Raw genomic sequence first — 23,620 nt, 5'->3', positions numbered from 1 at the left:
TGTTTTATGAGTTTGCAAACTCTGGACAAAAGAGTGATTTATTGGTGAGTGCAATTTTATCAAGAAATTGAGCAACGGTGGCAATTCGGCGTGTGTTTTTCATACTTTCATGCCAAACGGTGTAGTAGCTGCGGTGGACTGAGTTTTGCGGGAATAGGCGCACTATGCTTTCGTCGGATAATGCCATGAAATCATGTAGGACGCCAATTCCGGCACCTGATTTAACAGCCTCGAACTGGCCCAGAGCGCTGGATATCTCAATTTTGGAATGCCAACCGCGTAAGAAGTCGGAGGTATAGTTTAGTGCAGGTGCAAAGATGAGATCCTCTACATATCCGATAAGTTTGTGTTCTGATAAATCAGCTAAGGTGGCGGGTATTCCCGACTGCTCCAGATAGGCTTTGGATGCATAAAGCCCAAGCGAGTAATCTACTAATTTTCGTGAAAGCAGGCGTCCCTTTTCTGGCCGCCCTACCATAACGGCAATATCAGCTTCCCGTTGTGATAAGGAAAAGCTCCGGGGAATGGGAACAAGTTGGACATCAAGGTCAGGGTTTTCCGTCGTTAAATGATGCAGGTGTCGGGATAGAAAAGCCACGCCGAAACCATCGGGTGCACCAATTCGAACTGTGCCTGAAACATCACTTTGGGAACCCCTTACCAATGTGGGAACGTTGATGAACTCTGCTTCTATTCGCTCAGCTACCTCTAAAAGCATATTGCCGTTATTGGTCAAAATACAGCCGCCTGTGCTGCGATCAAATAATCTGCAGTCCAAAGCCTGTTCGAGCGATGTTATACGGCGACTTAACGTAGCTTGGCTTACACCCAACCGACTTGCGGCACTTAACATTTGGCCTGCGCGTGCGACTGCTAAGAAGTATTTTGCATCGTCCCAGTTCATGATGTTACCTACATTTATGAATATCAAGTCATGCTTATTGTATATATACGCGGATATTAAATGTCGATAAGTTGGCGGCAACCAAAGGAGAATAATATGACTGAGATTGCTCATTTTATGAATGGCGCTTTCGTCGCTGGTACATCCGGACGTTCGCAGCCCGTATTTAACCCTGCTACCGGAACGTCGGAAAAGACTGTCGCGCTTGCTTCATCTGCCGAAGTCGATGCAGTTGTTGCTGCTGCTAAAGCTGCTTGGCCTGAGTGGTCGAAAACACCAGCATTACGTCGCGCTCGAATAATGGATCGTTTTAAGTCCATTTTGTGGGAACGCGCGGATCAAATGGCAGAGGCAATCTCATCTGAACATGGCAAAACCCATGATGATGCTTTGGGTGAAGTGACACGCGGTTTGGAAGTTGTCGAATTTGCGACAAGCGCACCAAGTTTCTTAAAGGGCGAATTTTCTGAGAATGTCGGTACTGGTGTTGATAGTCATATGATCCGCCAATCACTGGGTGTTTGTGCAGGGATTACACCATTTAACTTTCCGGCAATGGTTCCTATGTGGATGTGGCCTATCGCATTGGTGACGGGTAACACGTTTGTTCTCAAACCATCTGAACGTGATCCGTCTGTTTCACTATTAATGGCTGAATGGCTGAAAGAAGCTGGTCTGCCAGATGGCGTGTTTAATGTTGTGCAAGGCGATAAAGAGGCTGTTGATGCGCTTTTGACCAATGCAGATGTCAAAGCTGTTAGTTTTGTTGGTTCAACGCCGATTGCGCAATATATTTATCAAACTGGTACAAGTAATGGTAAGCGCGTTCAGGCGCTTGGTGGTGCCAAAAATCATATGATCATTATGCCTGATGCTGATTTAGACATGGCGGCAAGTGCGCTGATGGGTGCAGGATACGGCTCTGCTGGCGAACGTTGTATGGCTATTTCTGTTGCGGTTCCTGTAACGGATGCGGTGGCTGATGCGCTGATAGAAAAGCTGGAACCTCAGATTAAAGCACTTAAAGTTGGCCCAGCTGCCGATAGAACGTCTGAAATGGGGCCGTTGGTCACAGAACAGCACCTTAATAAAGTTCGTGGCTATATCGATAGTGGTGAAGCACAAGGCGCAAAAGTTGTTGTCGATGGCCGTACCTTTAAGCAGGATATGCAGGGATATGAAGATGGGTATTTCATCGGAGGAACTTTGCTTGATAATGTGACCGAAGATATGACCTGCTATAAGGAAGAAATATTCGGCCCTGTTTTGTCAGTAGTGCGTAAAAAATCTTATCAGGAAGCAGTTGATCTTATCCATGGTCATGAATATGCCAATGGTACTGCGGTATTTACCCGTGATGGGGATGTAGCGCGGAACTTTAGTCAAGACATTGAAGTTGGAATGGTTGGGATCAATGTTCCGATCCCAGTGCCGATGGCGTTTCATAGTTTCGGTGGATGGAAAGCTTCCATCTTTGGCGATCATCATATGCACGGAATGGAAGGTGTTCGGTTTTATACTCGAATTAAAACCACGACAACACGTTGGCCGTCTGGTCAAAGGTCTGATCCTGAATTTACAATGCCAACTCTTGGCTAGAGTTATTTCAATAAATATAAATGTAGAACGGCAGCTATTTTTAGCTGCCGTTTTTGTTATTGTTTGCTTTCATCGGAGCCCATTTTGCGTTCTAGCCATCGAACAAAAAAACTTATGATAAGTACCAGAACCAGATATTCTAAAATCAAAAGCGTATAAATTTCCAGTGGGCGATATTCAGTCACCACAAGTTCGTTGGCACGGCGGGTGAGCTCTTGCATTCCGATGACAGATGCAAATGCGGACATTTTAACAATGTAGATGAATTGATTTGCCAATGGCGGCAGGATGCGTCTGATAGCTTGTGGTAGTACAACATAACGCATGGTTTGCGCGTAGTTTAGTCCAACCGTTTTTGCAGCTTCCGTCTGCCCCTTGCTTATCGACTGGATGCCCGAGCGATAGATCTCGGCGGTAAAGGCACTGTCAGATATGGCCAATGTGATAATGGCGCCCCAGAAGGCATCTATGCTTATGTTAATTCCTATTGACTTTAGCACGACCGGAAGTCCGTAAAAAACCCAGAAAAGCATCGGCAATAGCGGAATTGCGCGTACAAATTCGATGTAGGTTCGCGATGGCAAACGCACCCATCGATTGCCAGACATACCCGGCAATGCCACGACCATACCGATAACCATCGATAGTATGGCGGCAATCACTGATAACAAGATTGTCGAGCCAAAGCCGTTTAACAAGAATTTGATGTTGGTATAGCCGTTGGGTGTCGTGGGATCGATGACATACCACCCCCAATTTCCAGAATTTGAAGCACAGCCTGTTAGGGACAAGATGGCAATGAATGAGAGAATGACTTTTATTTTCATTGGGTTGTACCTAGTGTTGCAAAATCTGGCTCAAGAACTGCTTGCAGCGCTCTGTTTTAGGTGCTTCAAAAAATTGTTCCGGTGTTCCCGTTTCTATGATCTCGCCATAATCCATAAAAATCATTCTGTCAGCGGCACGGCGCGCGAAGCCCATCTCGTGTGTAACACAGATCATTGTCATTCCCTCTTCAGCAAGATCTACAATCACGTCTAACACTTCTGAAATCATTTCAGGATCAAGTGAAGATGTTGGTTCATCAAAAAGCATGATCTTTGGTTCCATACATAAAGATCTTGCGATTGCGACACGTTGTTGTTGTCCACCAGACAGAGCCGCTGGCCTTTTGTGTGCTTGATCAGGAATGCGCACTCGTTCGAGATATTTCATGGCTCGTTCTTCAGCATCAGTTTTGGACATTCCACGTGCTTTGATCGGACCGAGTGTTAGGTTCTCTAATATTGTTAGATGAGGAAAGAGATTAAACTGTTGAAAAACCATACCGACTTCAGAACGTATCTCATTTACTGAAGTTTGACACTTCATCTCAATTCCATCGACTACAATTTTTCCAGAATCGCGTTCTTCTAAAGAGTTTACACATCTGATTAATGTAGATTTTCCAGAGCCAGAAGGGCCACAAACGACTATGCGTTCGCCATTTGCAACAGTTAGATTCACATCTTTTAGTGCTTGAAAATCACCGTACCACTTGTTCAACGCCGAAATCTCAATTGCTAGTTCATTTTCTGACATGGTGCTCTCCTCGAAATGTCGGCTAGCGTTATTGTTACTTGATTTTCATGTAAAGCTATACAAAATAGAACTCGTAGTGAGATAATGCGACAATGCAAATAAACAAAAAGTTATTTAAAGAGGAATCGATATTATGCGATTAATGAAACGATTGGGTCTAGCGCTGGCCTGCATCACTTTTGCAATGGCCGGACCTGCTAATGCTCAATCAGCACTGAATGATATCCTGAGCAATGGTGTCTTGAAAATCGGGACGACTGGCGACTGGAATCCGATGTCGGTTCGTGATCCAGCAACTAATTCCTATAAAGGTTATGATATTGATGTTATGACGCAACTTGCGGCAGATTTGGGCGTTGAGCTTGAATTTGTGCCAACAGATTGGAAAACACTGGTCAATGGTGTTGTTGCCGGCAACTATCATGCAACAGGTTCTGCCTCAATTAGCCCATCGCGCTTGAAAGCTGCGGGTTATTCACATAGCTACATTTCTGTTGAAATCCTGCCTTTTACGACTGATGATAAAGCGGCTCGTTTTAGTGGCTGGGATTCAATCAATAAAGGCGATGTGAAGGTAGCAACAACGCTTGGTACGACATTTGAAAAAAGCGTTCGTGAATGGTTCCCTGATTCAGAGATCACGGTTGTTGAAGCGCCTGCGCGCGGTTTCCAAGAAGTTTTGTCTGGCCGGTCAGATGTCTTCATCACGTCGAATATTGAAGGTTCTACATTGTTGACGAAGTTCCCGAATTTACGTCAAATCGGTGTATCGACAGCACGTGCACCTACACCTATTGCTATGCTTTTGCCGCAAGATGACCAGGTTTGGATTAACTACATCAACAGTTGGATTGAGTTGAAAAAAACACAAGGCTTCTTTGAGGCGACTGCCGCAAAATGGGGACTATGATTACACCTCAACACTAAACTTGTTTCTGTGATAAAGACCGTGGAGCTTATAAAAGTTCTGCGGTTTTTGTTGCCGAACATATATTTTCTTGCAAATAGTTATGTGTATTACGAACGATGACGAATATGTCGAAATCTAGAGGCTATTACTACGGATGAGCAATATTATTATCATTGGAGCTGGGCAAGCTGGTAGCTCTGCGGCATTCAAACTTCGCGCACTTGGTTATGAGGGTTCCATTACACTTATTGGTGAAGAGGCATATGCGCCCTACCAAAGGCCGCCATTATCAAAAGCCTATCTGCTCGGTGAGCTGGAAACAGATCGATTGTTATTAAAGCCGAAGGCTAGTTATGAAGACAATAATATTCGCCTTATTTTAGGAGCAACGGTAAAGTCGATGGACCCAGCTAAGCAAGTTGTTTGTGTTGGCGATGAGACATTAAATTATGATGAGTTGATTTTGACGACTGGGTCGTCACCAATTGCACTGCCAACGTCGATGGGTGGTTCACTACAAAGAGTTTATTCCATCCGGACACTTGCTGACATTGATGCTATGGCGCCCGAGTTTGTCGAAGGACATAAGGTTTTGATAGTCGGAGGTGGTTACATCGGATTGGAAGCCGCAGCGGTATCTGCGAAGAAAGGCCTTGATGTCACTGTTGTAGAGATGGCTGATCGCATCCTACAGCGCGTAGCGGCACCTGAAACATCCGATTATTTTCGTCAGCTTCATCAAAGTCATGGTGTGACGATCCATGAGGGTGTTGGTTTGAACAGATTAATTGGAGAGGGCAGTGTACATGGTGCTGAACTTTCGAATGGCGAGACACTCGATGTAGATTTTGTCCTTGTGGGTATTGGCATTCGCCCTAATATTACTTTGGCTGAAGATGTCGGTATTAAAATTGAAAATGGCATTGAGACGGATGCGTTTGGCCGCACATCTCATCCCCATATTTGGGCAGCGGGAGATTGTGCTTCATTTCCATTTAATGATAAACGCATACGACTTGAGAGTGTCCCCAATGCAATTGGCCAAGCAGAAGCGATTGCTGGGAATATTATGGGTGCGCAGACAGAATATGTTGCCAAGCCATGGTTCTGGTCTGACCAGTTTGATATTAAATTACAAATTGCTGGACTAAATACGGGTTTTGACCGTGTTGTTGTACGCAGTAATGCGCAACCTCAATCCATATCGCATTGGTATTATGCGGGTGAGACGCTTTTGGCTGTGGATGCCATGAATGCGCCTCGCGAATTTATGATTGGAAGACGCTTGATAGAAAATGGAAAATCACCCGATCCGGTGCTGATCGCAAATCCAGAAACAGATCTGAAGTCTTTGATGTAGACCAGTTATTGCTCTCAAAAGTGTTATCTATTTTCATCTTTGTTTGATTGACGCATCGATCGATACCTTTATGGTCTGCGGAATTAACCGTGAGGCCTTTTGGCTCAGAGGAGCCTTTTTGATGGCAACACATCAAGAGAAGAACAAATGGATCGTGATGGGAATTACCGCTTTGGGCGTTATTCTCACATTGACAACCTGGTTTTCAGCAACGGCTATTATTCCCGATCTTCAGGACGCGTTCAATTTAAATGCAAGTGAGCTGGCATGGCTTACAAATGGCGTACAGGCAGGTTTTGTAGTTGGGGCTCTTAGTGCCAGTATTTTATCATTGGCCGATGTTGTTCGCCCGCAAAGGTTGATGGCATGCTCTGCGCTGTGCGCGGGCCTTGCGAACGCAATCATTTTGTTGGAGCCAGGTACGACGTGGATTATCGTGTCGAGGTTTTTAACGGGTATTGCGTTGTCGGGTGTCTATCCACCTGCCATGAAATTTATAGCAAGTTGGTTTATCAGGGGCAGAGGGCTTGCAATGGGAACAATGGTTGGGGCGCTTACCCTAGGTTCTGCTCTGCCGCATTTCATTCGCGCTGTCGAATTTGGGTTCGATTGGCAATCGGTCATTGTGGTTAGTACACTTGGCTGCATAGTAGGATCAGTAATCTTCATCGCTTTGTTGCAAGAGGGTCCGCATAAACCTGCGCCAGCTAAGGTTAATCCTCGTCAACTAGGCCGAATGTTAAGAGATAGGCCTGTTATGCTCGCGAACATTGGGTATTTCGGCCATATGTGGGAGTTATATGCAATGTGGGCGTGGTTTTTATCTTACGCTATCGCTGCAAAACAAAGCATGGTTTCCGATTGGAATGCGTCAGTATTAACGTTTTGTGTGGTCGCGTTGGGTGCTCCGAGTTGTGTTATCGCTGGTGTTGTTGCAGATAAAATTGGAAGAAGCCTGACGACTGCCGGATGTATGATTATCTCTGGCAGTTGTGCGATTTTGATCGGCGTATTTTTTGATGGCCCAGCATGGCTGTTTTTTGTTGTGGCAATAATTTGGGGTTTCACTGTTGTTGCTGACAGCGCTCAATTTTCGGCATCGGTAAGTGAAAATGCTGACACATCATTTATTGGAACAGCATTGGCGTTTCAGATGGGTGTAGGCTTTGCTATCACCATTTTCGTGGTTTGGTTGATGCCGCATTTAGCCAACATATTTGGCAGTTGGCGCTGGACATTTTCTATCCTGGCCTTAGGTCCGTTTGTAGGTACTTGGTCTATGCTTAAGCTTTATAGGTATGAAAAGAGTAGAATGTAGCTGGTGTCATGTTTCATATATTCGAGACAAATACTCACTTTCTTAGAAATAATTTTCGTATTGAAACACATTAAGTTGACGTCAGATGTGTAATTCATCAAATATAAACCATGATTAGGCTACAATTTTAGTGTTTTTATTATGCGTAATTGTATGCCAGCGTTTTTGGAAAGAGAACAACTTGACGAAGAGCAGAAAGGCCATGTTGGCCTCATGGATAATAATGCTCAATGTTGTAGCGTTGCCCCAGGCCGGTGCGCTGGAATTATTTGGCTTTTGTTTAAGTGGTTCTTGTAAAAATGCCGAGGGTGACAACGCGGATGTTATTGATCCAAAAAGTTATACCGTTCAGTTTACTGTCCATGGTGTTGCCTCCCAGGATTTGGAAAACTCCTTAAAATCAACCTCTGAGCTTGTCCGAGGAGAGGATAAGGCAGTTGCCGGTGCTGCGGGATTGATTACACGTGCGAAAGGCGATTATCGACGAATATTGGCTGGCCTTTATAATGAAGGTTTTTACGGTGGCGAGATTTCTATTCGTGTCAATGGACGGCAAGCTTCTGACCTGAAGCCCGGTGACGAGATTCCTAATAATTCTACAGTCCAAATCAAGGTGGATTCCGGCAATATCTATCGGTTTGGCAAGTTCGAAATTTTCAATCAGGCACCTGATACCACTGATAAAGGTGACATCGTTGAGCGACCAACTTCATTGTTTGTTGCCACGGGGGATATTGCAAAAGCGGGTCATGTTGGCTCTGCTGCCCGGTTTGAGATAGAGCGCTGGCGGCAGCAAGGATATCCGAACGCCAAAATTGGCACCCAAAGTGTGAAAGCCCACCATGATGAGAATATACTCAATGTTAGTCTGAGTATCGACCCAGGTTTGAAAGCAACTTATGGCGGCGTTACCGTTGATGGTGCGGAAAATGTTGATCGGGATTTCATCGAATATATGATTGGTTTGCGGTCGGGCCAAGAATATGATCCTGATGATATCGAACGTGCGAAGAAACGCCTTGATAAGCTTGATGTGTTTTCAGTTCGAAAAGTTGAAACTGGTGAGAATATGAACTCCGATGGTTCGATACCAATAAATGCGTCAGTTAAGGAAAAGAAACCGCGTCGAGTAGGTTTGGGAGCAACGCTCTCATCTACAGATGGTGTGGGCTTGAGTGCTTTCTGGCTACATAGAAACCTGTTGGGCAAAGCAGAGCGACTTCGGGTTGAGGGTGAAATTGGGGGACTAGGTTCGAGCTTTAATGTAAATCAACTGGACTTTAAACTCGGTGCCACATTTACAAAGCCTGGCGTCTTCACACCAAACACAACATGGATTTCTAATCTCTTTGCTGCCCGAGAGTTCAATACTGCATTTGAAGGCGAAACAGGTGGCGGCTCTTCAGTTCTATCTCATATATATACTGATGAAATTAGCGTCGAAGGCGGTGGATTTTACGAATATTCACGCTTTAAAGATGCTTTCGGAACACGAAATTTCTCAACGCTGGGATTAACCGGGAATGTGACCTTTGATGGTCGAGACAGCAAGATAGAACCAACGGACGGTATTTTCGCAAAACTTGATGCCAAACCGTTTTATGAAACAAAATTTAAAAATGCAGGTGCACGGGTAAATGCGGAAGTAAGAGCCTATTATGCCGTTGATAAAGAAGCAAAAACGGTATTGGCTGCTCGCGCCAAAATCGGGACGCTTGTTGGGCCTACGCGTAGTGAAGTGCCAACAAACTTCTTATATCTTGCCGGCGGAGGCGGATCAGCACGCGGGTTTGGCTTTAACAATATTGGTATAACTGACAATTCAGGCAATGTTTCTGGTGGTCGTTCAGTTTTGGAAACAAGCGTGGAATTGCGACAGAAGCTTAACGATAGTTTTGGTGTCGTTGCCTTTACGGATGCCGCCGTTGTTGGCAAAGATCCGATTATTGATTTTTCTCAAGATTTTCGAGTAAGCGCCGGACTTGGTGTGCGATATTACACGGGGTTAGGGCCTATTAGAGTGGATCTTGCTGTGCCAATTAATCCCAAAAGTGGTGATCCAAAATTTGGTATTTTTGCCGGTATAGGACAGGCATTTTGATTAAAAAAGCGATTATCTCATTTATCGGAATGTTGGCGACGTTAGTGGTTGGAGTGCTTGTTGTATATAGTCAGGATAATGAACGTTCTGCACTCATCAAATATGTCGAAGAGCAAATATCATCACCGAGCTATCAGATCAAACTTAACGGTTTGGATGGGGCTTTATCATCGGACGTATCGTTGGATAGTATTACAATATCGGATGCTGACGGTATTTGGCTTGAGATATCAAAACCAAAACTAGTTTGGACACGATCGGCCTTGCTTCGTGGACGTTTGGTTGTCGATACATTAAAAGCCGAGAAAATTAACATTCTTCGTAAGCCTCTTCCCGAAGAAGGCTTGCCCGCACCCGAAAGCGGTTCATTTGCTATACCGGAATTACCAGTTGCTGTTTTGCTGGAAGATCTGGATTTGCCGTTGGTTGAGTTTGGCCCAGATGTCATTGACCTTGCATCTAAGGTCAGTATTGCCGGAAAAATGATCTTGGATGAGGGATCATTTGATCTCGATTTGGAAATTAATCGACTGGATGAAATTGGCGGTGAATTGAAGGCAATTGCGCGATACGAGGGTAAAGCCAAAACGTTATTTTTAGATGTTGATCTGAGTGAACCAGAGAATGGTATCATCGCCTCGTTAATGAATATTCCTCAGAAGCCACCTCTTAAATTGAAGATCGCAGGGAACGCTCCTCTGTCTGAACTCGAAGTTGTTCTGGCATTTGACGTTGCGAATGAGCGTATCTTGGATGGAAATGCCAATTTTGCAAATGTTCAGGACGGTTTGCATGTTAGTGCCAATTTAAATGGTCCATTGTCGAAAGTACTACCCGAAAATCAACGTGCTTTTTTTGGTGAGCAAAGTGAGTTGAAGGCGAAGTTTGCATTTTTGAATGATGGTGGATTTCGATTGCTAAACTCAAATCTGAATTCTGGTGCAGTTAAGTTACTCGCAAGTGCTAACATGACATCAGATGGTTTTTTAAATGCGCTGAAATTGCAAGGCAAGTTGGGCAGTTCTTCCGGTGAACGGCTCCAACTGCCGGATGATACGAATAAAAGCACTATTCAATCTGCCAGTCTCGATATCAATTATGATGCTACATCGCAGAATATCTGGAATGGTAAACTCAATCTTATTGACTATGCCAGTAAGGATGTTTCGATCAAGAATGTGATGATAGATGCGTTCGGCACTATTTTGACAGAAAATGAGACCAAAACGCGCGAAATTAGTTTTGATGTAGATGGATTGGCCAGTGAAATTGCATCTCCTGATCAAGGGTTGGCTGAGGCAATTGGCAGAAGTATAAAGCTACAATTTGATGGTGACTGGCAATCTAACTCACCTGTCAAAATATCTCGTTTCAATATTCTTGGCGAGACATATAAGCTACTCGCAAGCGGCGCCTTCTTTGATAATACGTTTAATGGGAATGTTACTGTCGAGGCGGATGATCTAAACAGTTTTTCATCTGTCACCGAAACTAATTTGAATGGTTCAGTTAAACTAGCAGTTAATGGGGATGTACTGCCTTTTAGCCGCGGGTTTAATCTGACTATTGATGGGCGTGGAGAAGACCTGAAAAGTGGGTCCGATCAACTAGATCAGTTGCTTCAAGGTGCGACAGAGCTAACGGGCAAAGTTGCACGTGGGAAAGATGGTTTAGTGGTTGATGGATTATCACTAAAAAATAGACAGATGAACGTCACGATCAACGGCAACCTATCGAGTGAGGTTGCTGATTTATCTGCCCAAGCGAAGATCATTGATATAAATGTGCTTGATAAAGATTCGTCAGGACAGGCTGCATTAGATATCGATTTACTTGGGGAGCAATCTCCATTCAATTTGAATGTCGTACTTGGTTTGCCAGATGGTCGACTTGCAAAGCAAGACGTGAGCGATCTGGCTTTAATATTTGAAGGCCAAACAAATGGTTCTGATCTTAAAGGTCAGCTTTCATCGAGGGGGACTTTGGCAAAACATGCAGTCAGCATAAGTGGTCATTTAGAGTTGGATGAAATAGCAGTTCGTCTTGATGACTTTATTGCTCAAGTAGGGCAGAGCCATATCAAAGGCAGATTTGCAAGGAATAAAGCAACGGGATTAATGCAGTCTGACCTTACTATTAAAAGTCAGGATATCTCAGCCATCGCAGCATTTGGGTTGATTGAAGCATCTGGATCTATTGATGGTAAATTCACACTCAATGCAGCAAACAATAATATACAGTCGGCAAGCGGTGAATTTGGTGCGGCCGCATTTCGTGTTGATGCTCTGGAAATTGCGAGTGCCAATATTAATTTTAAGGCTCAAGATTTATTAAACCAGCCCAAAGTAGATGCAGTTGTTAGTGCACTGGGAATTGTTGTCGGGGGTATTGAGGCAAAGAACTTATCAGCTAGAATTGATAATGAAGGCTCGCTTACCAAATTTGAATTGGTCTCTGAACTTGCGCGAAATTCGGCACATGTGAATACGTCTGGTAGTGTTACTCAAGTTGGTGATTTAACTGAGGTTCTGATTGATGAACTTGAACTAAAATCAAATATAGCCAATGCCGCACTGGCCTCTCAGAGCCGCATCACACTACAAAGCAAATCTATTCAGATTGAGCCAACTAAGTTGAACGTTGGCGGTGGATTTATTGAAGTGAAAGGGATTGCAAATGAGCAGGTTAATATTGACATCATTGCGCAATCACTGCCTCTGAATATAGCTAATGCATTGCAGGCAAGTTTGGGTGCAGATGGTATCGTGGGCGCAAGTGCGAAGATTTCAGGATCATCTGATAATCTCAAAATCGCATTCAACGCTAATGGCCAGGGTGTAACTACTCGTCAGATGACGAGTTTCGGGCTTTCTCCATTAAGCTTTTCGGGTGATGGAGGTTTTGCGAATAATGTTGTGTCACTGACAAGTTTTAGAATTCAGAACAAACAAGCGCTTGCGATAAATGCAAATGGTAAAATCCCTCTTTCTGATAGTGGGTTAGATATCAATCTTGATGGTACGGCGCCACTCGAGATAGCCGATATTTTTCTAATCGATCGGGGCACGCAATTAGGCGGAATAGCGCAGCTCTCAGCAAAGGTGTCAGGCTCGTTGAACAATCCTGATGCGTCTGGTCAGGTCTCGCTGGAGGGTGGAACAATTGTCGACCCACTGTCAAATCTACGCATAAATGGCGTTCGGGTTGGCTTGAAACTTGATAAGTCCAAATCAGCAGATGTTACTTTTAGCGGCAATTTTGCAAGTGGTGGTTCTGTTTCTGCCAGTGGTCGTGTTGGGTTAACTGGTCAACTACCTGCAAACCTGAACATTCAAATGCGTTCGGCTAAGTACAGTGATGGTGAAACGTTTGACACAAGTGTGAACGGCGACCTTGTTATAAATGGTGACCTTCTAGCTACACCTTTACTATCTGGGAATTTAAATCTCGGGCGTACAGAAATAGTCGTGCCAGAGAGTTTTGCCTCAGAGATTAACTTGGTTGATATAGAGCATATTAATGCCGATAAAAAAGTTCAAAAAACACTTGATCGAGTTAAGGCTGTAACACCGCAAAAAGACACTGGCAATCAGGGCGCAAGCATAAGACTCCAACTTAATATTAATGCTCCAAATCAAATCTTTGTCAGAGGTCGTGGTTTGGATGCAGAGCTTGGAGGCAGTCTTGGCCTTTCCGGTTCACTCGATAATATCGTACCGTTGGGAAGCTTTACACTACGTCGCGGACGCCTTTCTCTGTTAGGGCAACGTCTTGACCTGCAGAGCGGAACTATAACGCTTGCGGGTGACTTGGACCCGTTACTCAACTTTGTTGCGACCACGCAAGCAGGAGACACATTAGCTTCTATTCAATTACGTGGAACCGCATCAGACCTGAAAGTAACATTTTCTTCCAGCCCTGAACTACCTGAAGATGAAGTTTTAGCCAAAATCATATTTGGCAGAAATTTGACTGATCTATCTCCGGCTCAGATCGTAAAACTTGCATCTGTTGCAAGTGAATTAACCGGAGGAAATAGTCCGTCGCTTGTTGATGGTTTGCGTAAAAGCACTGGTCTTGATGATGTTGATATTGTGCAAGATGATCAAGGTAATGCGGCCGTCAAAGCAGGAAAATATATCTCTGATAATGTGTATCTGGGTGTGCAAGCGGGTAAAGAAACCGAGGCAACAATAAATCTCGATATCACTGATAGTTTGACGGCACGTGGTTCGGTTGGCTCCGATGGTAAGTCATCATTGGGCATCTTCTTTGAGAAAGACTACTAACTACATTTGCACTATTATAACTTAGTCTGGCCAGTAGTCACGGATAGAAATTGTGTTAAACGGCTGGAGTAATTGAAGAAAAAACAAGTTCGATTTCATTTTTTGTGGTTTATGAACTATAGTGGGAACTCTCAAAGGTACACGAATTGCAATATTGCAGCGCTGAGTGCAGCCTTAGATGTGAGTGCTCTAGTTCGTCGGATGGAGGGCCAGTTGTGGAATCGGAACTGATACTCGATATATACGATGCTACTTTGGATCCTGAGCAATGGCCAGGTATTTTGCATCGACTCGCCGAACTTATCGACGCTCGGGGCGCATTCGTTTTTGATGTTGAAAATCGTTATGGTCAGGAAGTATTGAATGCAACATATTTTAGTTCCAACTATCAAGCTGATTTAGTTCGCCAATACCTTGTTGAATACCGCTTGCTTGAATTGGAAGATCAAGCACTTTTTGCGCGCCATTCGCGAGAGTTGGACCATGTGGAACTGGTGCGCGATGACGTGCTTGCTCCAACTCGAGATGAACTTATGAAACGTGCAAATGCTGCTGCGATGCGTGATTTCGGGATTTTTTATCGTATGGGTGGCCTCCTAAACAAAGACAGAATTTCCGCAGATCGATTTGCATTACAGTTCTCTGAAAAATCAAGCTTCCCTAGTGGTGAGCGTCTTAGGATTCTTAATCGTGTTTTGCCGCATATTGCTAAAGCGTTGAATATCGGGCGACATACTAGTCGTTTAAATCAGAAAAGTGATTTACTATCTAAGGGTTACGACCAGTTACGTGTTGGTGTTGCACTTCTTGATCGCAGAGGTGAGTTGCTATTTTCCAATACTGAATTTCAAAGACAGATGGATTGTTATGGCGCGTTTCAACTCACCGCCGAGAACCGACTTGTTGCAAGACTAGACAAAGAAAATGAGCGCCTCTCGCGTCTGTTCTCCGATATCAACGCACATGGTCTTTTTGGTGCTCGACCTAGAAAAGAGGCTTTGCTTCAACCACTCGCTCATCATGAAAATGCCCTCTGCATTGAAGTTTGCCCGCTTAAAGAACCAAATTTCATGAATGGCGAAACATTGAATGGTTATGCAATATTCTCGCTCGACACGAGTTTAGATATTGATATTGATACCGAAGGCATGGCGCAGTTTTTTTCGTTGACACCGACAGAAGCTGAAGTTTTAGAATTGCTGACGCTGGGTCTAACCAATAGCGAGATTAGCGAGCAAAGAGAACGTTCACGGGAAACTGTCAATACGCAGGTTAAATGCGTCTTGCAAAAAACAATGTCCTCAAACCGAACGCAGCTTATGCGGTTGGCTCTACAATATTCTAATCAAATCATCATAAAAGAAAACGATGAACAATCCATCCCCCAATCGGGTGATGACGGAGTTTTAAAGGGTAGCTAATTTTTAAACCTATGGGAGGATAAAAGCATGAATTGCATTCATCGGTTGTTATTATCGTTGTTGGTGGTTGTGTGCTTTGTGAGTTTCCAAAATCAGGCGAGCGCGGAACAAGCTTCTTTGTCACAAGAGACTTTTGACTGGCGACAAGAAGTCATTAGTCGTGATGAAGTCCAAAGAGAGCTTGCTCGTTTATATGTTCTGCTTCATGAGAAAAATGCGCTACCCACGCGGCTTGAAACTATACAATCCGGTGATCGTGTTTCCGATGTTCTCATTCGCGCAGGTGCCTGGCCCAAATGGCTAACCAATTATGCTCCTGAAATCTTAGACAGTCTGCTTTGTGATTTGAATGCTGATATATGCGATCGAAAAATACGTTCTGCAAGCCAGAAGGACTCTGTGCAGGATTTAGCAACTATTTCCGGTACTGTGGTATCGACAGGAAACTGGGCTGGCGCCTGGCCCGGTCGAAAAATGATCGTGCCTGATGTTGAATTAAAGCTCGATTATGATTTTGGAGTTCGTTCAAAGTATGAGTTATCTCTTTCAAAAACCGAGGCGGTATTTGAACAGACATCCGATTTTTTGCAGCTATTTTGTCGGAAATTTCCAAATAATAAGGAACATTGTCGTAGCCGAATTGAAAAGGGGGCATGGGAAGCTGAGGAACCGGTTATCTATCGATTTATTGATGATGGTAATGCTGACCTAAATCGCTACGAGGCCATTGCTAACCCTTCATTTTTGCGGAAAATCGGAACAAAGGATAGTGACAGCTGGCTTGTTGCAATTCCGACACTTGATGTGGATTTGGCAATTGAATCTATCAAACTTGAAAGCCTTGTTGGTGATTCAGATCAATTCTCACAGCGGGTTTTAATCCAGCGCTCGGCTAAGACGGAATCGCTGGAAAAAAGTATGCTTAGCCGCAGATTAATGGGTTTAATTGAGGACAACGGCAAGCCGTTTCGTTCTTGGCAGGATGGTTTACCTATTCGTCCTATTCGGATTGTTCATGTGGATGAGGAGGCACAGCTCGATCATTGTATATTCCGCCAATTTGTACAAAGCGGGCAACTTAAACTAAAGCGTTGGACTGATGAAGGTACTTTTGAAACAGTAGTGTTTCCCCCAATGGAACCTTCGACAGAGACATCATCAAGTGTACATTCAGAAACAACTGATATTCCGCATGAAGTTGCTTCGTCAGATACCAACGGAGCGAACACTCCGTTAGTGCAACCAGTGTCCGACACTGAGGAAACTGACGTTGTAGAAGATGCTATACATGCCGAGCCGACAATTGAGATGTCTGATTGCGGTAACTACAATCCGGTTGTTTTGGCACAGGGAAATCATGGAACTCACACGTTAGGCTTATTAGCAGATTTGGCGCTTGCAATGGATCCCAATTTACCGATCACGCCTAATCCGCAAATTGAAGAACCTCCGGTTACAATTTATCATATTGCTGTACCAAACGGTCCTGAGAAAACGCGAGCCTTAACTGATACAATCAAAAGCATGGCCATCCATGGCCCCGATTTAGTCAATATCAGTCTGTCTTGGCCTCGGTCTGGAAGCACGCCATTGGTTGATGCGATCAAACAATATAAACGAAATGTATTATTTGTTGCCCCGGCGGGAACGGGTGATGAAGATGTATCTTGCTCGATTGTGCCTGCATGTATTCAAAGCGACAATGTTATATCTGTTGTGGCGCTTGACCATCAGGAAGATGGCACACTTTCGATCCTGCCTGGAACCAATATTGGTGCGGCATTTCACGAAATTGGTGCAATTGGGGCGGACCTGGTTGCACCTGTTGCCGGTGATCAGATGGGTGCGCTTTCGGGAACTTCGCAAGCTGCACCAGTTGTAACGTCTGTTGTAAGTTATTTAATGCGCATGGGCATACGTGATTTTAAGCAAATTAAACGGAGACTTGTCACGACGGCCATTCTGGATAGTGATCTGCTTCATGCATCCTCAGCGACGTTGATCAATGCACGCCTAGCTTTAGACTTTGCACATGATTTCGTTCGGCTTGCCGACGGCTGCGAAATGCGTGGACGATTTGATAATCTATCTGGAGATGATGAAATTCGTTCCAAGGCAAAGGAAACGGGCACGAGTGAACACCGTATAGAAGTCACAGAAATTCTTCGAATTTTCTACAATAGTAATGCTGACACGCGTCTCATTATGGATATGCCTCAGTCTAAACTCAGGCAGCAGAATTATCGATTGAAAGATGATGACCTTGATCGAAAAATGAATTTCAAAGCTGAATTCGTGAAGAATTGCTCTACTCGCGCTGCTGGCAGTTTTCATAATTTTCCTCTCCGGGATGTTCGCGATTTTATTAAAGCGTTGGAATAGGAGTAACTCCGTTATGTCTCGCTTAATTACGGTATTGAGTTTTGGTTTTATCTGTCTTGTATCCGCTCCCGTAGCTGCGCAGGATGAAGCACCGGTGCCGTTACTTTCCGTTCCTCATATCGAAGGCGTTGTTGAGGCGTTGGGGGTTAAATATCCGCCGCCGCCGGAGGAAAGCAGTGCTAACAATTCGCGTGGTGCTGCGGTATGGGCCTATAGCGAGCTTCGTCCTGGTGCTAAAATGGTGCAGTTGAAAATTTCAGATATTACCTATGATGCAGGTGACTTTTTTCAGATTGAAATCATCAATCATTCCGGCGCAGTGCTGCAAACATTAACGGCAGAATCAATCGGAGTTAGTACATCGGTTTGGACTGATTTAAGTGTCGGTCAGTCTATTGGGCTTTACGTTTATGGTAATCGCAAAGGTTCTCTTAGTTTTACAATTGAACAGATTTCATTTGACCGAGAAGGGCGAACGCTAGAGTCGGTTGTAGGAACGGATGATCGCGAACATCTGTATAAATATAATGGAGACTTTCTTGATGTTGCAGAACGCGCTCGCGGTAGCGTTGCTAAACTCTCTTTTTTAGTAAAACGCCAACAAGGTACAGTACGCGAAACTTGTACAGGGTTTTTGATCGATAATGATTTGCTCATGACAAATCAACATTGCGTTGCAGATCAGGAACGTTGTGATACGACTAAAGTTATATTCGGCTACGCTTATGATCAGGCTGGGCGCATTCCGGGTATGGAGCAGTATTCTTGCACCAAGGTCGAAAGTGTGGATAACGACCATGATATGGCGCTATTGCGAATTGAGGGCAAGCCTGGTTTACGATGGGGTACATTGGCATTTTCACCAACGGCCCCAAAATCGGGTCAAGCCGTTTTCATTCTCCAACACCCTGCCGGTGAAGCAAAACAGATATCTGCGCTTGGATGTGAAGTTGCAGAAGCTATTTCTCCCGGGCGAGCAGAACAGACAGATTTTTCGCACCGTTGTGACACATTAGGTGGTTCATCGGGTTCTCCGGTTATCGATAAAACTGGTGATGTGGTTGGCCTTCATCATTGGGGGCGAACAAGTTTTGGCACTTATTCGCAAGTGAACCGCGCCGTGAGAGCGGAAAAAATTGTCCCGATTATTACCAGTTTTTTGCCAACCACAAGTAACGAGCCAGAAGCATCTGATCCTGAAACGACTCCATTTCCGGAAAACTCGAATTCTATGAATAATGAAACAGAAGGCGCAAGTACCGCTGCCCCAACCGAAGGAAACTGACAGATGATCATGAGACCGATCTCAATTTTTACATTAACGCTTCTTGCGGCAATGAGCATTCCGTCTATGAATGCGGCTTTCATAAATACTGCAAGTGCGGCATCTCCCTGTTCAGATGTTATAGAATGTCTTGATCAAAATTGGAGTGAGGCAGATCGGGCATTTTGGTATCGGACAAGTCAAGGTTCGCGTCTTATACCTTTAGCGTGGATGAAGGCACTTGAGGAGGCCAATAGCGGTGAACCATTCCTTTCGCCTAGGAATATTGAACGGTATGGATATCTTTCAGACGCTCGTTCATCGGTAAACCCTCATGGGTTACCTGTTGGATTTGTTGTTGATTATGATCCAAAGAGAAGTGCGGACATGATGTGTCAAACATTTCCAAATATTTGTGCAGGGCGCATTATGCGTCAAGAATGGCTTGGCTTAAATTGCTCGGCCTGCCATACGACGGATATTAGGTTTGGCGGTAAAACAGTACGCGTGGAAGGTGCACCAACACTCGCCGATTTTCAAATGATGCTCGAGGATCTCCATAAATCCTTGGTCGCGACCTCGACAGATGAAGATAAGCTCAATCGATTTGCCAATCAGGTTCTAGGTTCAAGCCATAGCATGGGTGAACGAAAAACACTGCAAGTACAAGTCATGGAACTTGCCACATATCGTGGGCAGTTATTGGAGATGAATAACTCAGACGTCCGCTACGGTTACGGTCGTCTTGATGCGCAAGGGCATATCCTTAACAAAGTCACTTATATTGGAAAAGGTGGGCAGATTGATCAACTAGTAAAATCTAATGCGCCCGCAAGTTATCCTCATATCTGGAATACATCCCAGCAAGACAAAATTCAATGGAACGGTATTGCCGGTGAAATTGTGAAGTTACCAATCTTTGGAAAGACAACCGATGTTGGCGGGCTAATTCGCAATATTTCAGAGGTGATCGGCGTTTTTGCTCATGTAGAAATCAATAGAAAATGGAAGCCTGATTTTTTGGGTTATGACTCCAGCGTTCGCGTGAAAGAGATGATTGATCTGGAACAGACACTTGAAAAACTTGGCTCCCCTTTATGGCCGGAAAATGTGTTTGGAGCAATTGATCGGGAAAAGGCGGAAAGGGGGCGTGAACATTTCCTGTCTCAAAAATGTGCGCAATGTCATGAAGATTTGGAACAGGGGGATATCACTTCTCCTATAAAGGTAACAATGTCTGGCGTAGAAGAAGCGGGCACTGATGTCATGCTTGCCTGCAACACGTTGTTGCATATGGCTAAGGCTGGACGTTATGAAAACAGAAAACCTTTCATCATAAAAGGTGATCCGATTAAGGAGATTGATAGCACAACTTTCATGCTAAAAAACGCGGCAGCGGGTGTCGTTATTGGTAAACTTGATGAAGTGCTTGATAGTGTGATTGGAGATGTGATCGGTGGGTTCAGGGGTGCTCCCCCAGATGAAGCAGATACAGGAAAGCAATATCTTCCCGGTAGCTCGTCATCCGATAAACAGGTTCTCGCGAAGGCTTGCTTAACATCAGAAAATGCTAGTGATGATGCGACGATCGTAGCGTATAAAGCGCGCCCCTTAAATGGCATATGGGCAACGGCTCCTTATCTCCATAATGGGTCCGTTCCAACTCTCTACGACTTGCTTCTACCTTCACATTTGCGCACAGTTCTGAAAGATGGTGAAACAATGCGTGAGCCGAAATCCACGGACCGTCCTTTAAGTTTTCATGTTGGCTCTCGTGAGTTCGATGCGGAGCGAGTAGGTTTTAAAACTGACGATTCTCCGATTACAACATTTTCCGATGGCACTAGTTTGTTGCCATTTCGCTTTGATATTGTTGATGAATTTGGAAATCCAATTCCGGGAAATTACAATTCAGGCCATGAATACGGATCATCGGAACTGTCTCATGAGGAACGTTTGGAACTGGTGGAATATTTAAAAACTCTTTGAGGAAAATGCAGATCATAGGTTTTGCAATTTAGATATAGAGAAGTTGTTTTGTAACTCTTTTTGGCATCCGTCCCCCTAATGGGTGACGCAAAAAGAGCCCTGATTTGGTTTCATGATTACGGGTGGAGGATTCACCTTTAATTTCGTGAAAATCGCACAGGAGAAACATCATGTTTGAATACCTAAAGTCCGCATTTATTGTAGGCGCAGTTGCCTTTTCATTTGGATTGTCCAACATTGCGGTTGCGCAAGATGCTGCTGCGCCAGAGGATATGCCGGAGGCAATTTCCTCCTTATTCGCTGACGCTGAAGCCGCTGGCAATGAAGTGTCGTTTGCTGAACCTGAAGGTCAGCAACCTGGTGCTGACGGACACATGTCTGCCGCTGATAATGAGGCTGCAACGGCAGCTGCCAAGCGCTACATCTATACAACTCTTCGCGTTATCAGCAATGGTAATACGCGTGGCTGTAGCAGTGGTAATTGGAACTGCATGACACGCCTTTGCAAAGCTGACCTACGGACGCAAAGCGCTTGGCGCGGCTGGGCTGGTTGCTGGAAGAAGGGTAGCAAATTTATCTGCTATTTTGAATGTGGCCAAACTCGCAACGCGTTCTAATTTTAAGATGGAAAGGAAGAGATAATGATATCCGTTACAAAGGTCACATTGCTGGCCACGACCATAACAGCTCTGCTCACTTCCAGTGTATTAAGTGCAGAAGTTCGCAACATTAGCGAATTTGCACCAAATCTGACGGGACTTGCAGAATCGTCCGGTTCACCTGAAGCTCTCGGCGAAGCGACTGCGAATGCGATTGGATTAGATCAATCATCCAGTCTTACATTGGAGAAAAGCAATACGCTTCCAAATAATGCCGGGCGAACTTCGAGGTTCACTCAAACACTCAATGGTATTCCTATCTGGAACCAGCTTGTGATTGTTGAACAAGATGAAACGGGACGATCCATTGGTTTAGAAGGCACTGCAGTTTTTGATATAGGGCCAGAAGAGTCGGGTGCTCCGACTGCTACACTTTCTGCTGACCAGGCGTTAGAGCGGGCCAAAGAAGCATTAACACGTCTTACGCCCCGAGCAGCATTGAGTAATGAAGAAAGCTCTGAGCTTGCACCGTTTGAGAACGAGGAATCATCCCTTGTATACTTTGTCACATCAGATCAACAATTACGCCTGTCGTATGTTACGTCGTTTTTCACCACGGTGATTGATGATGGTGGCGGGTTAAAACCAGCGCGCCCTGTGACAATAATCGATGCAGAAACTGGCGAAACATTGGATAGCTTCGACAATATTCAGTTCGCTGAGTTGGGCACTGGTCCTGCTGGAAATAGCAAAACGGGAACATACACATGGGGAACGGGGACAGCACCTAAGTTTGAAGTAACTCGTTCTGGCAATAACTGCAAAATGGAAATACCGACCATCAAAACAGAAGATCTAAATAATAGAACGTCTGGGTCAGGCCGTGCTTATTCCTATAATTGTTTTAACAATACGCGTCGCCCGATAAATGGTGCTCGCTCTCCTTTGAACGATGCGCAAGGGTTCGGTAAAGTCGTCTTTGATATGTTTCAGGATTGGTATGGCACCAGCCCTTTGACCAATCAGCTACATATGCGAGTTCATTATTCCAACAATTATGAGAATGCATTTTGGAACGGGCGTCAAATGACCTTTGGTGATGGAGCAACACGTTTTCATCCATTGGTATCAATGGATGTGACTGCCCATGAGGTTGCACATGGTTTTACCGAGCAGAACTCTGGTTTGGTTTATCGTAATGAGTCAGGTGGTATGAATGAAGCCTTTTCTGACATGGCTGGTGAAGCTGTAGAATATTGGTTTGCGCAGAACCGCGGTCAGTTATTCTCTGGGCGCACTATGCCTGATCTGGAAACTGGAGCTGATATCTTTAAAGCATCAGGAAAAGCATTGCGATATATGTGTAATCCGCCCCTTGATGGACGTTCAATCGGGCATATTCGTGACTATCGACCCGGTATGGATGTTCATTATTCAAGTGGCATCTATAACAAAGCCTTCTGTATATTATCGAAGCGCCCTGGCTGGAATGTAAAAAAGGCATTTGATATATTTGTGGTTGCCAACCAGAATTATTGGGTCCCAAACGAGACATTCCGCAATGGCGCAGCCAAGGTTTTGAAGGCCGCAAAACGATTACGCTACGCAGAAGCTGATGTTATCCATGCATTCAAACAAGTGGGTATTAATCTGACACCACCAGCAACAGGTAACCGATATATTTATACAACGCTGAGAGTTATCTCCAGTTCAGCATCGCGCGGGTGCGGTTCAAGTGACTGGAGTTGTATGACGCGCATTTGTAAGGCAGATCTTCGCGACCAATCTGCTTGGCGTGGATGGGCTGGCTGTTGGAAAGAAGGTTCAAGTTACACCTGTAATTTTGAATGCGGTCAGGTCCGTAAACTCTTTTAACCTCCCAGGGTGGGGCTCGGCAAAATTG

Annotated in this window: 15 protein-coding genes; 12 read left to right on the top strand and 3 right to left on the bottom strand. The window is 44.6% G+C overall.

What is annotated here, in order from left to right:
* Positions 1-4: 4 nt before the first annotated feature.
* The gene (locus G3W54_RS13125; RefSeq protein WP_162653469.1) at positions 5-904 is read right to left on the bottom strand and encodes a LysR family transcriptional regulator; all 900 of its coding nucleotides are present in this window, start codon (positions 902-904) and stop codon (positions 5-7) included.
* 96 nt (positions 905-1,000) lie between these two features.
* On the opposite strand from G3W54_RS13125, the gene G3W54_RS13120 reads away from it, so the two are divergent.
* Positions 1,001-2,503 carry a CoA-acylating methylmalonate-semialdehyde dehydrogenase gene (locus tag G3W54_RS13120; RefSeq protein WP_162653468.1) on the top strand — a complete coding sequence of 501 codons (1,503 nt, stop codon included), beginning with the start codon at positions 1,001-1,003 and terminating at the stop codon, positions 2,501-2,503.
* A gap of 56 nt (positions 2,504-2,559) precedes the next feature.
* Here G3W54_RS13120 and G3W54_RS13115 read toward each other — a convergent pair whose 3' ends face one another.
* Both G3W54_RS13115 and G3W54_RS13110 read right to left on the bottom strand, forming a co-directional pair.
* The gene (locus tag G3W54_RS13115) at positions 2,560-3,330 is read right to left on the bottom strand and encodes an amino acid ABC transporter permease (RefSeq protein WP_162653467.1); all 771 of its coding nucleotides are present in this window, start codon (positions 3,328-3,330) and stop codon (positions 2,560-2,562) included.
* A gap of 10 nt (positions 3,331-3,340) precedes the next feature.
* Positions 3,341-4,084 carry an amino acid ABC transporter ATP-binding protein gene (locus tag G3W54_RS13110; RefSeq protein WP_162653466.1) on the bottom strand — a complete coding sequence of 248 codons (744 nt, stop codon included), beginning with the start codon at positions 4,082-4,084 and terminating at the stop codon, positions 3,341-3,343.
* A gap of 133 nt (positions 4,085-4,217) precedes the next feature.
* On the opposite strand from G3W54_RS13110, the gene G3W54_RS13105 reads away from it, so the two are divergent.
* The 11 genes from G3W54_RS13105 (at position 4,218) to G3W54_RS13055 (ending at position 23,592) form a co-directional block, all read left to right on the top strand.
* Entirely contained in the window at positions 4,218-4,994 is a 777-nt protein-coding gene (locus tag G3W54_RS13105; RefSeq protein ID WP_162653465.1) for a transporter substrate-binding domain-containing protein, read from the top strand.
* Positions 4,995-5,148: 154 nt separating this feature from the next.
* The gene (locus G3W54_RS13100; RefSeq protein ID WP_162653464.1) at positions 5,149-6,354 is read left to right on the top strand and encodes an FAD-dependent oxidoreductase; all 1,206 of its coding nucleotides are present in this window, start codon (positions 5,149-5,151) and stop codon (positions 6,352-6,354) included.
* 121 nt (positions 6,355-6,475) lie between these two features.
* Positions 6,476-7,672, top strand: coding sequence for an MFS transporter (locus tag G3W54_RS13095; protein WP_162653463.1), 1,197 nt, complete (start codon positions 6,476-6,478; stop codon positions 7,670-7,672).
* Between the two features lie 181 nt (positions 7,673-7,853).
* Positions 7,854-9,773 (top strand): autotransporter assembly complex family protein, encoded by a 1,920-nt coding sequence (locus tag G3W54_RS13090; RefSeq protein ID WP_197742834.1) that lies wholly within the window; start codon positions 7,854-7,856, stop codon positions 9,771-9,773.
* Positions 9,770-14,062: a translocation/assembly module TamB domain-containing protein gene (locus tag G3W54_RS13085; RefSeq protein ID WP_162653462.1), complete on the top strand. Its 4,293-nt coding sequence runs from the start codon at positions 9,770-9,772 to the stop codon at positions 14,060-14,062. The genes G3W54_RS13090 and G3W54_RS13085 overlap by 4 nt, the downstream gene beginning before the upstream one ends.
* Before the next feature lie 215 nt (positions 14,063-14,277).
* Positions 14,278-15,483 carry a helix-turn-helix transcriptional regulator gene (locus tag G3W54_RS13080; protein ID WP_162653461.1) on the top strand — a complete coding sequence of 402 codons (1,206 nt, stop codon included), beginning with the start codon at positions 14,278-14,280 and terminating at the stop codon, positions 15,481-15,483.
* A 27-nt stretch (positions 15,484-15,510) separates the two neighbouring features.
* Positions 15,511-17,865 carry a S8 family serine peptidase gene (locus G3W54_RS13075; RefSeq protein WP_162653460.1) on the top strand — a complete coding sequence of 785 codons (2,355 nt, stop codon included), beginning with the start codon at positions 15,511-15,513 and terminating at the stop codon, positions 17,863-17,865.
* A 13-nt stretch (positions 17,866-17,878) separates the two neighbouring features.
* A complete protein-coding gene (locus tag G3W54_RS13070; protein WP_162653459.1) occupies positions 17,879-19,150 on the top strand; it encodes a serine protease in 1,272 nt (423 codons plus the stop codon).
* Between the two features lie 3 nt (positions 19,151-19,153).
* Positions 19,154-21,118, top strand: a complete 1,965-nt coding sequence (locus tag G3W54_RS13065) for a di-heme-cytochrome C peroxidase (protein WP_162653458.1) — start codon at positions 19,154-19,156, stop codon at positions 21,116-21,118.
* Positions 21,119-21,288: 170 nt separating this feature from the next.
* Positions 21,289-21,735 (top strand): hypothetical protein, encoded by a 447-nt coding sequence (locus tag G3W54_RS13060; protein ID WP_162653457.1) that lies wholly within the window; start codon positions 21,289-21,291, stop codon positions 21,733-21,735.
* A gap of 24 nt (positions 21,736-21,759) precedes the next feature.
* A complete protein-coding gene (locus tag G3W54_RS13055) occupies positions 21,760-23,592 on the top strand; it encodes a M4 family metallopeptidase (protein ID WP_197742833.1) in 1,833 nt (610 codons plus the stop codon).
* Positions 23,593-23,620 lie beyond the last annotated feature (28 nt).

This window comes from Lentilitoribacter sp. Alg239-R112 (assembly GCF_900537175.1).
Classification (GTDB): Bacteria; Pseudomonadota; Alphaproteobacteria; order Rhizobiales; family Rhizobiaceae; genus Lentilitoribacter.
This window is presented reverse-complemented; position numbering and strand designations above follow the sequence as displayed.

What these genes read in the sequence shown, in the direction of transcription:
- G3W54_RS13115 (WP_162653467.1), bottom strand. Translation starts at nt 3,330, where the DNA reads ATGAAAATAAAAGTCATTCTCTCATTCATTGCCATCTTGTCCCTAACA.
- G3W54_RS13065 (WP_162653458.1), top strand. Translation starts at nt 19,154, where the DNA reads ATGATCATGAGACCGATCTCAATTTTTACATTAACGCTTCTTGCGGCA.
- G3W54_RS13055 (WP_197742833.1), top strand. Translation starts at nt 21,760, where the DNA reads ATGATATCCGTTACAAAGGTCACATTGCTGGCCACGACCATAACAGCT.
- G3W54_RS13060 (WP_162653457.1), top strand. Translation starts at nt 21,289, where the DNA reads ATGTTTGAATACCTAAAGTCCGCATTTATTGTAGGCGCAGTTGCCTTT.
- G3W54_RS13125 (WP_162653469.1), bottom strand. Translation starts at nt 904, where the DNA reads ATGAACTGGGACGATGCAAAATACTTCTTAGCAGTCGCACGCGCAGGC.
- G3W54_RS13070 (WP_162653459.1), top strand. Translation starts at nt 17,879, where the DNA reads ATGTCTCGCTTAATTACGGTATTGAGTTTTGGTTTTATCTGTCTTGTA.
- G3W54_RS13120 (WP_162653468.1), top strand. Translation starts at nt 1,001, where the DNA reads ATGACTGAGATTGCTCATTTTATGAATGGCGCTTTCGTCGCTGGTACA.
- G3W54_RS13075 (WP_162653460.1), top strand. Translation starts at nt 15,511, where the DNA reads ATGAATTGCATTCATCGGTTGTTATTATCGTTGTTGGTGGTTGTGTGC.
- G3W54_RS13105 (WP_162653465.1), top strand. Translation starts at nt 4,218, where the DNA reads ATGCGATTAATGAAACGATTGGGTCTAGCGCTGGCCTGCATCACTTTT.
- G3W54_RS13110 (WP_162653466.1), bottom strand. Translation starts at nt 4,084, where the DNA reads ATGTCAGAAAATGAACTAGCAATTGAGATTTCGGCGTTGAACAAGTGG.
- G3W54_RS13100 (WP_162653464.1), top strand. Translation starts at nt 5,149, where the DNA reads ATGAGCAATATTATTATCATTGGAGCTGGGCAAGCTGGTAGCTCTGCG.
- G3W54_RS13095 (WP_162653463.1), top strand. Translation starts at nt 6,476, where the DNA reads ATGGCAACACATCAAGAGAAGAACAAATGGATCGTGATGGGAATTACC.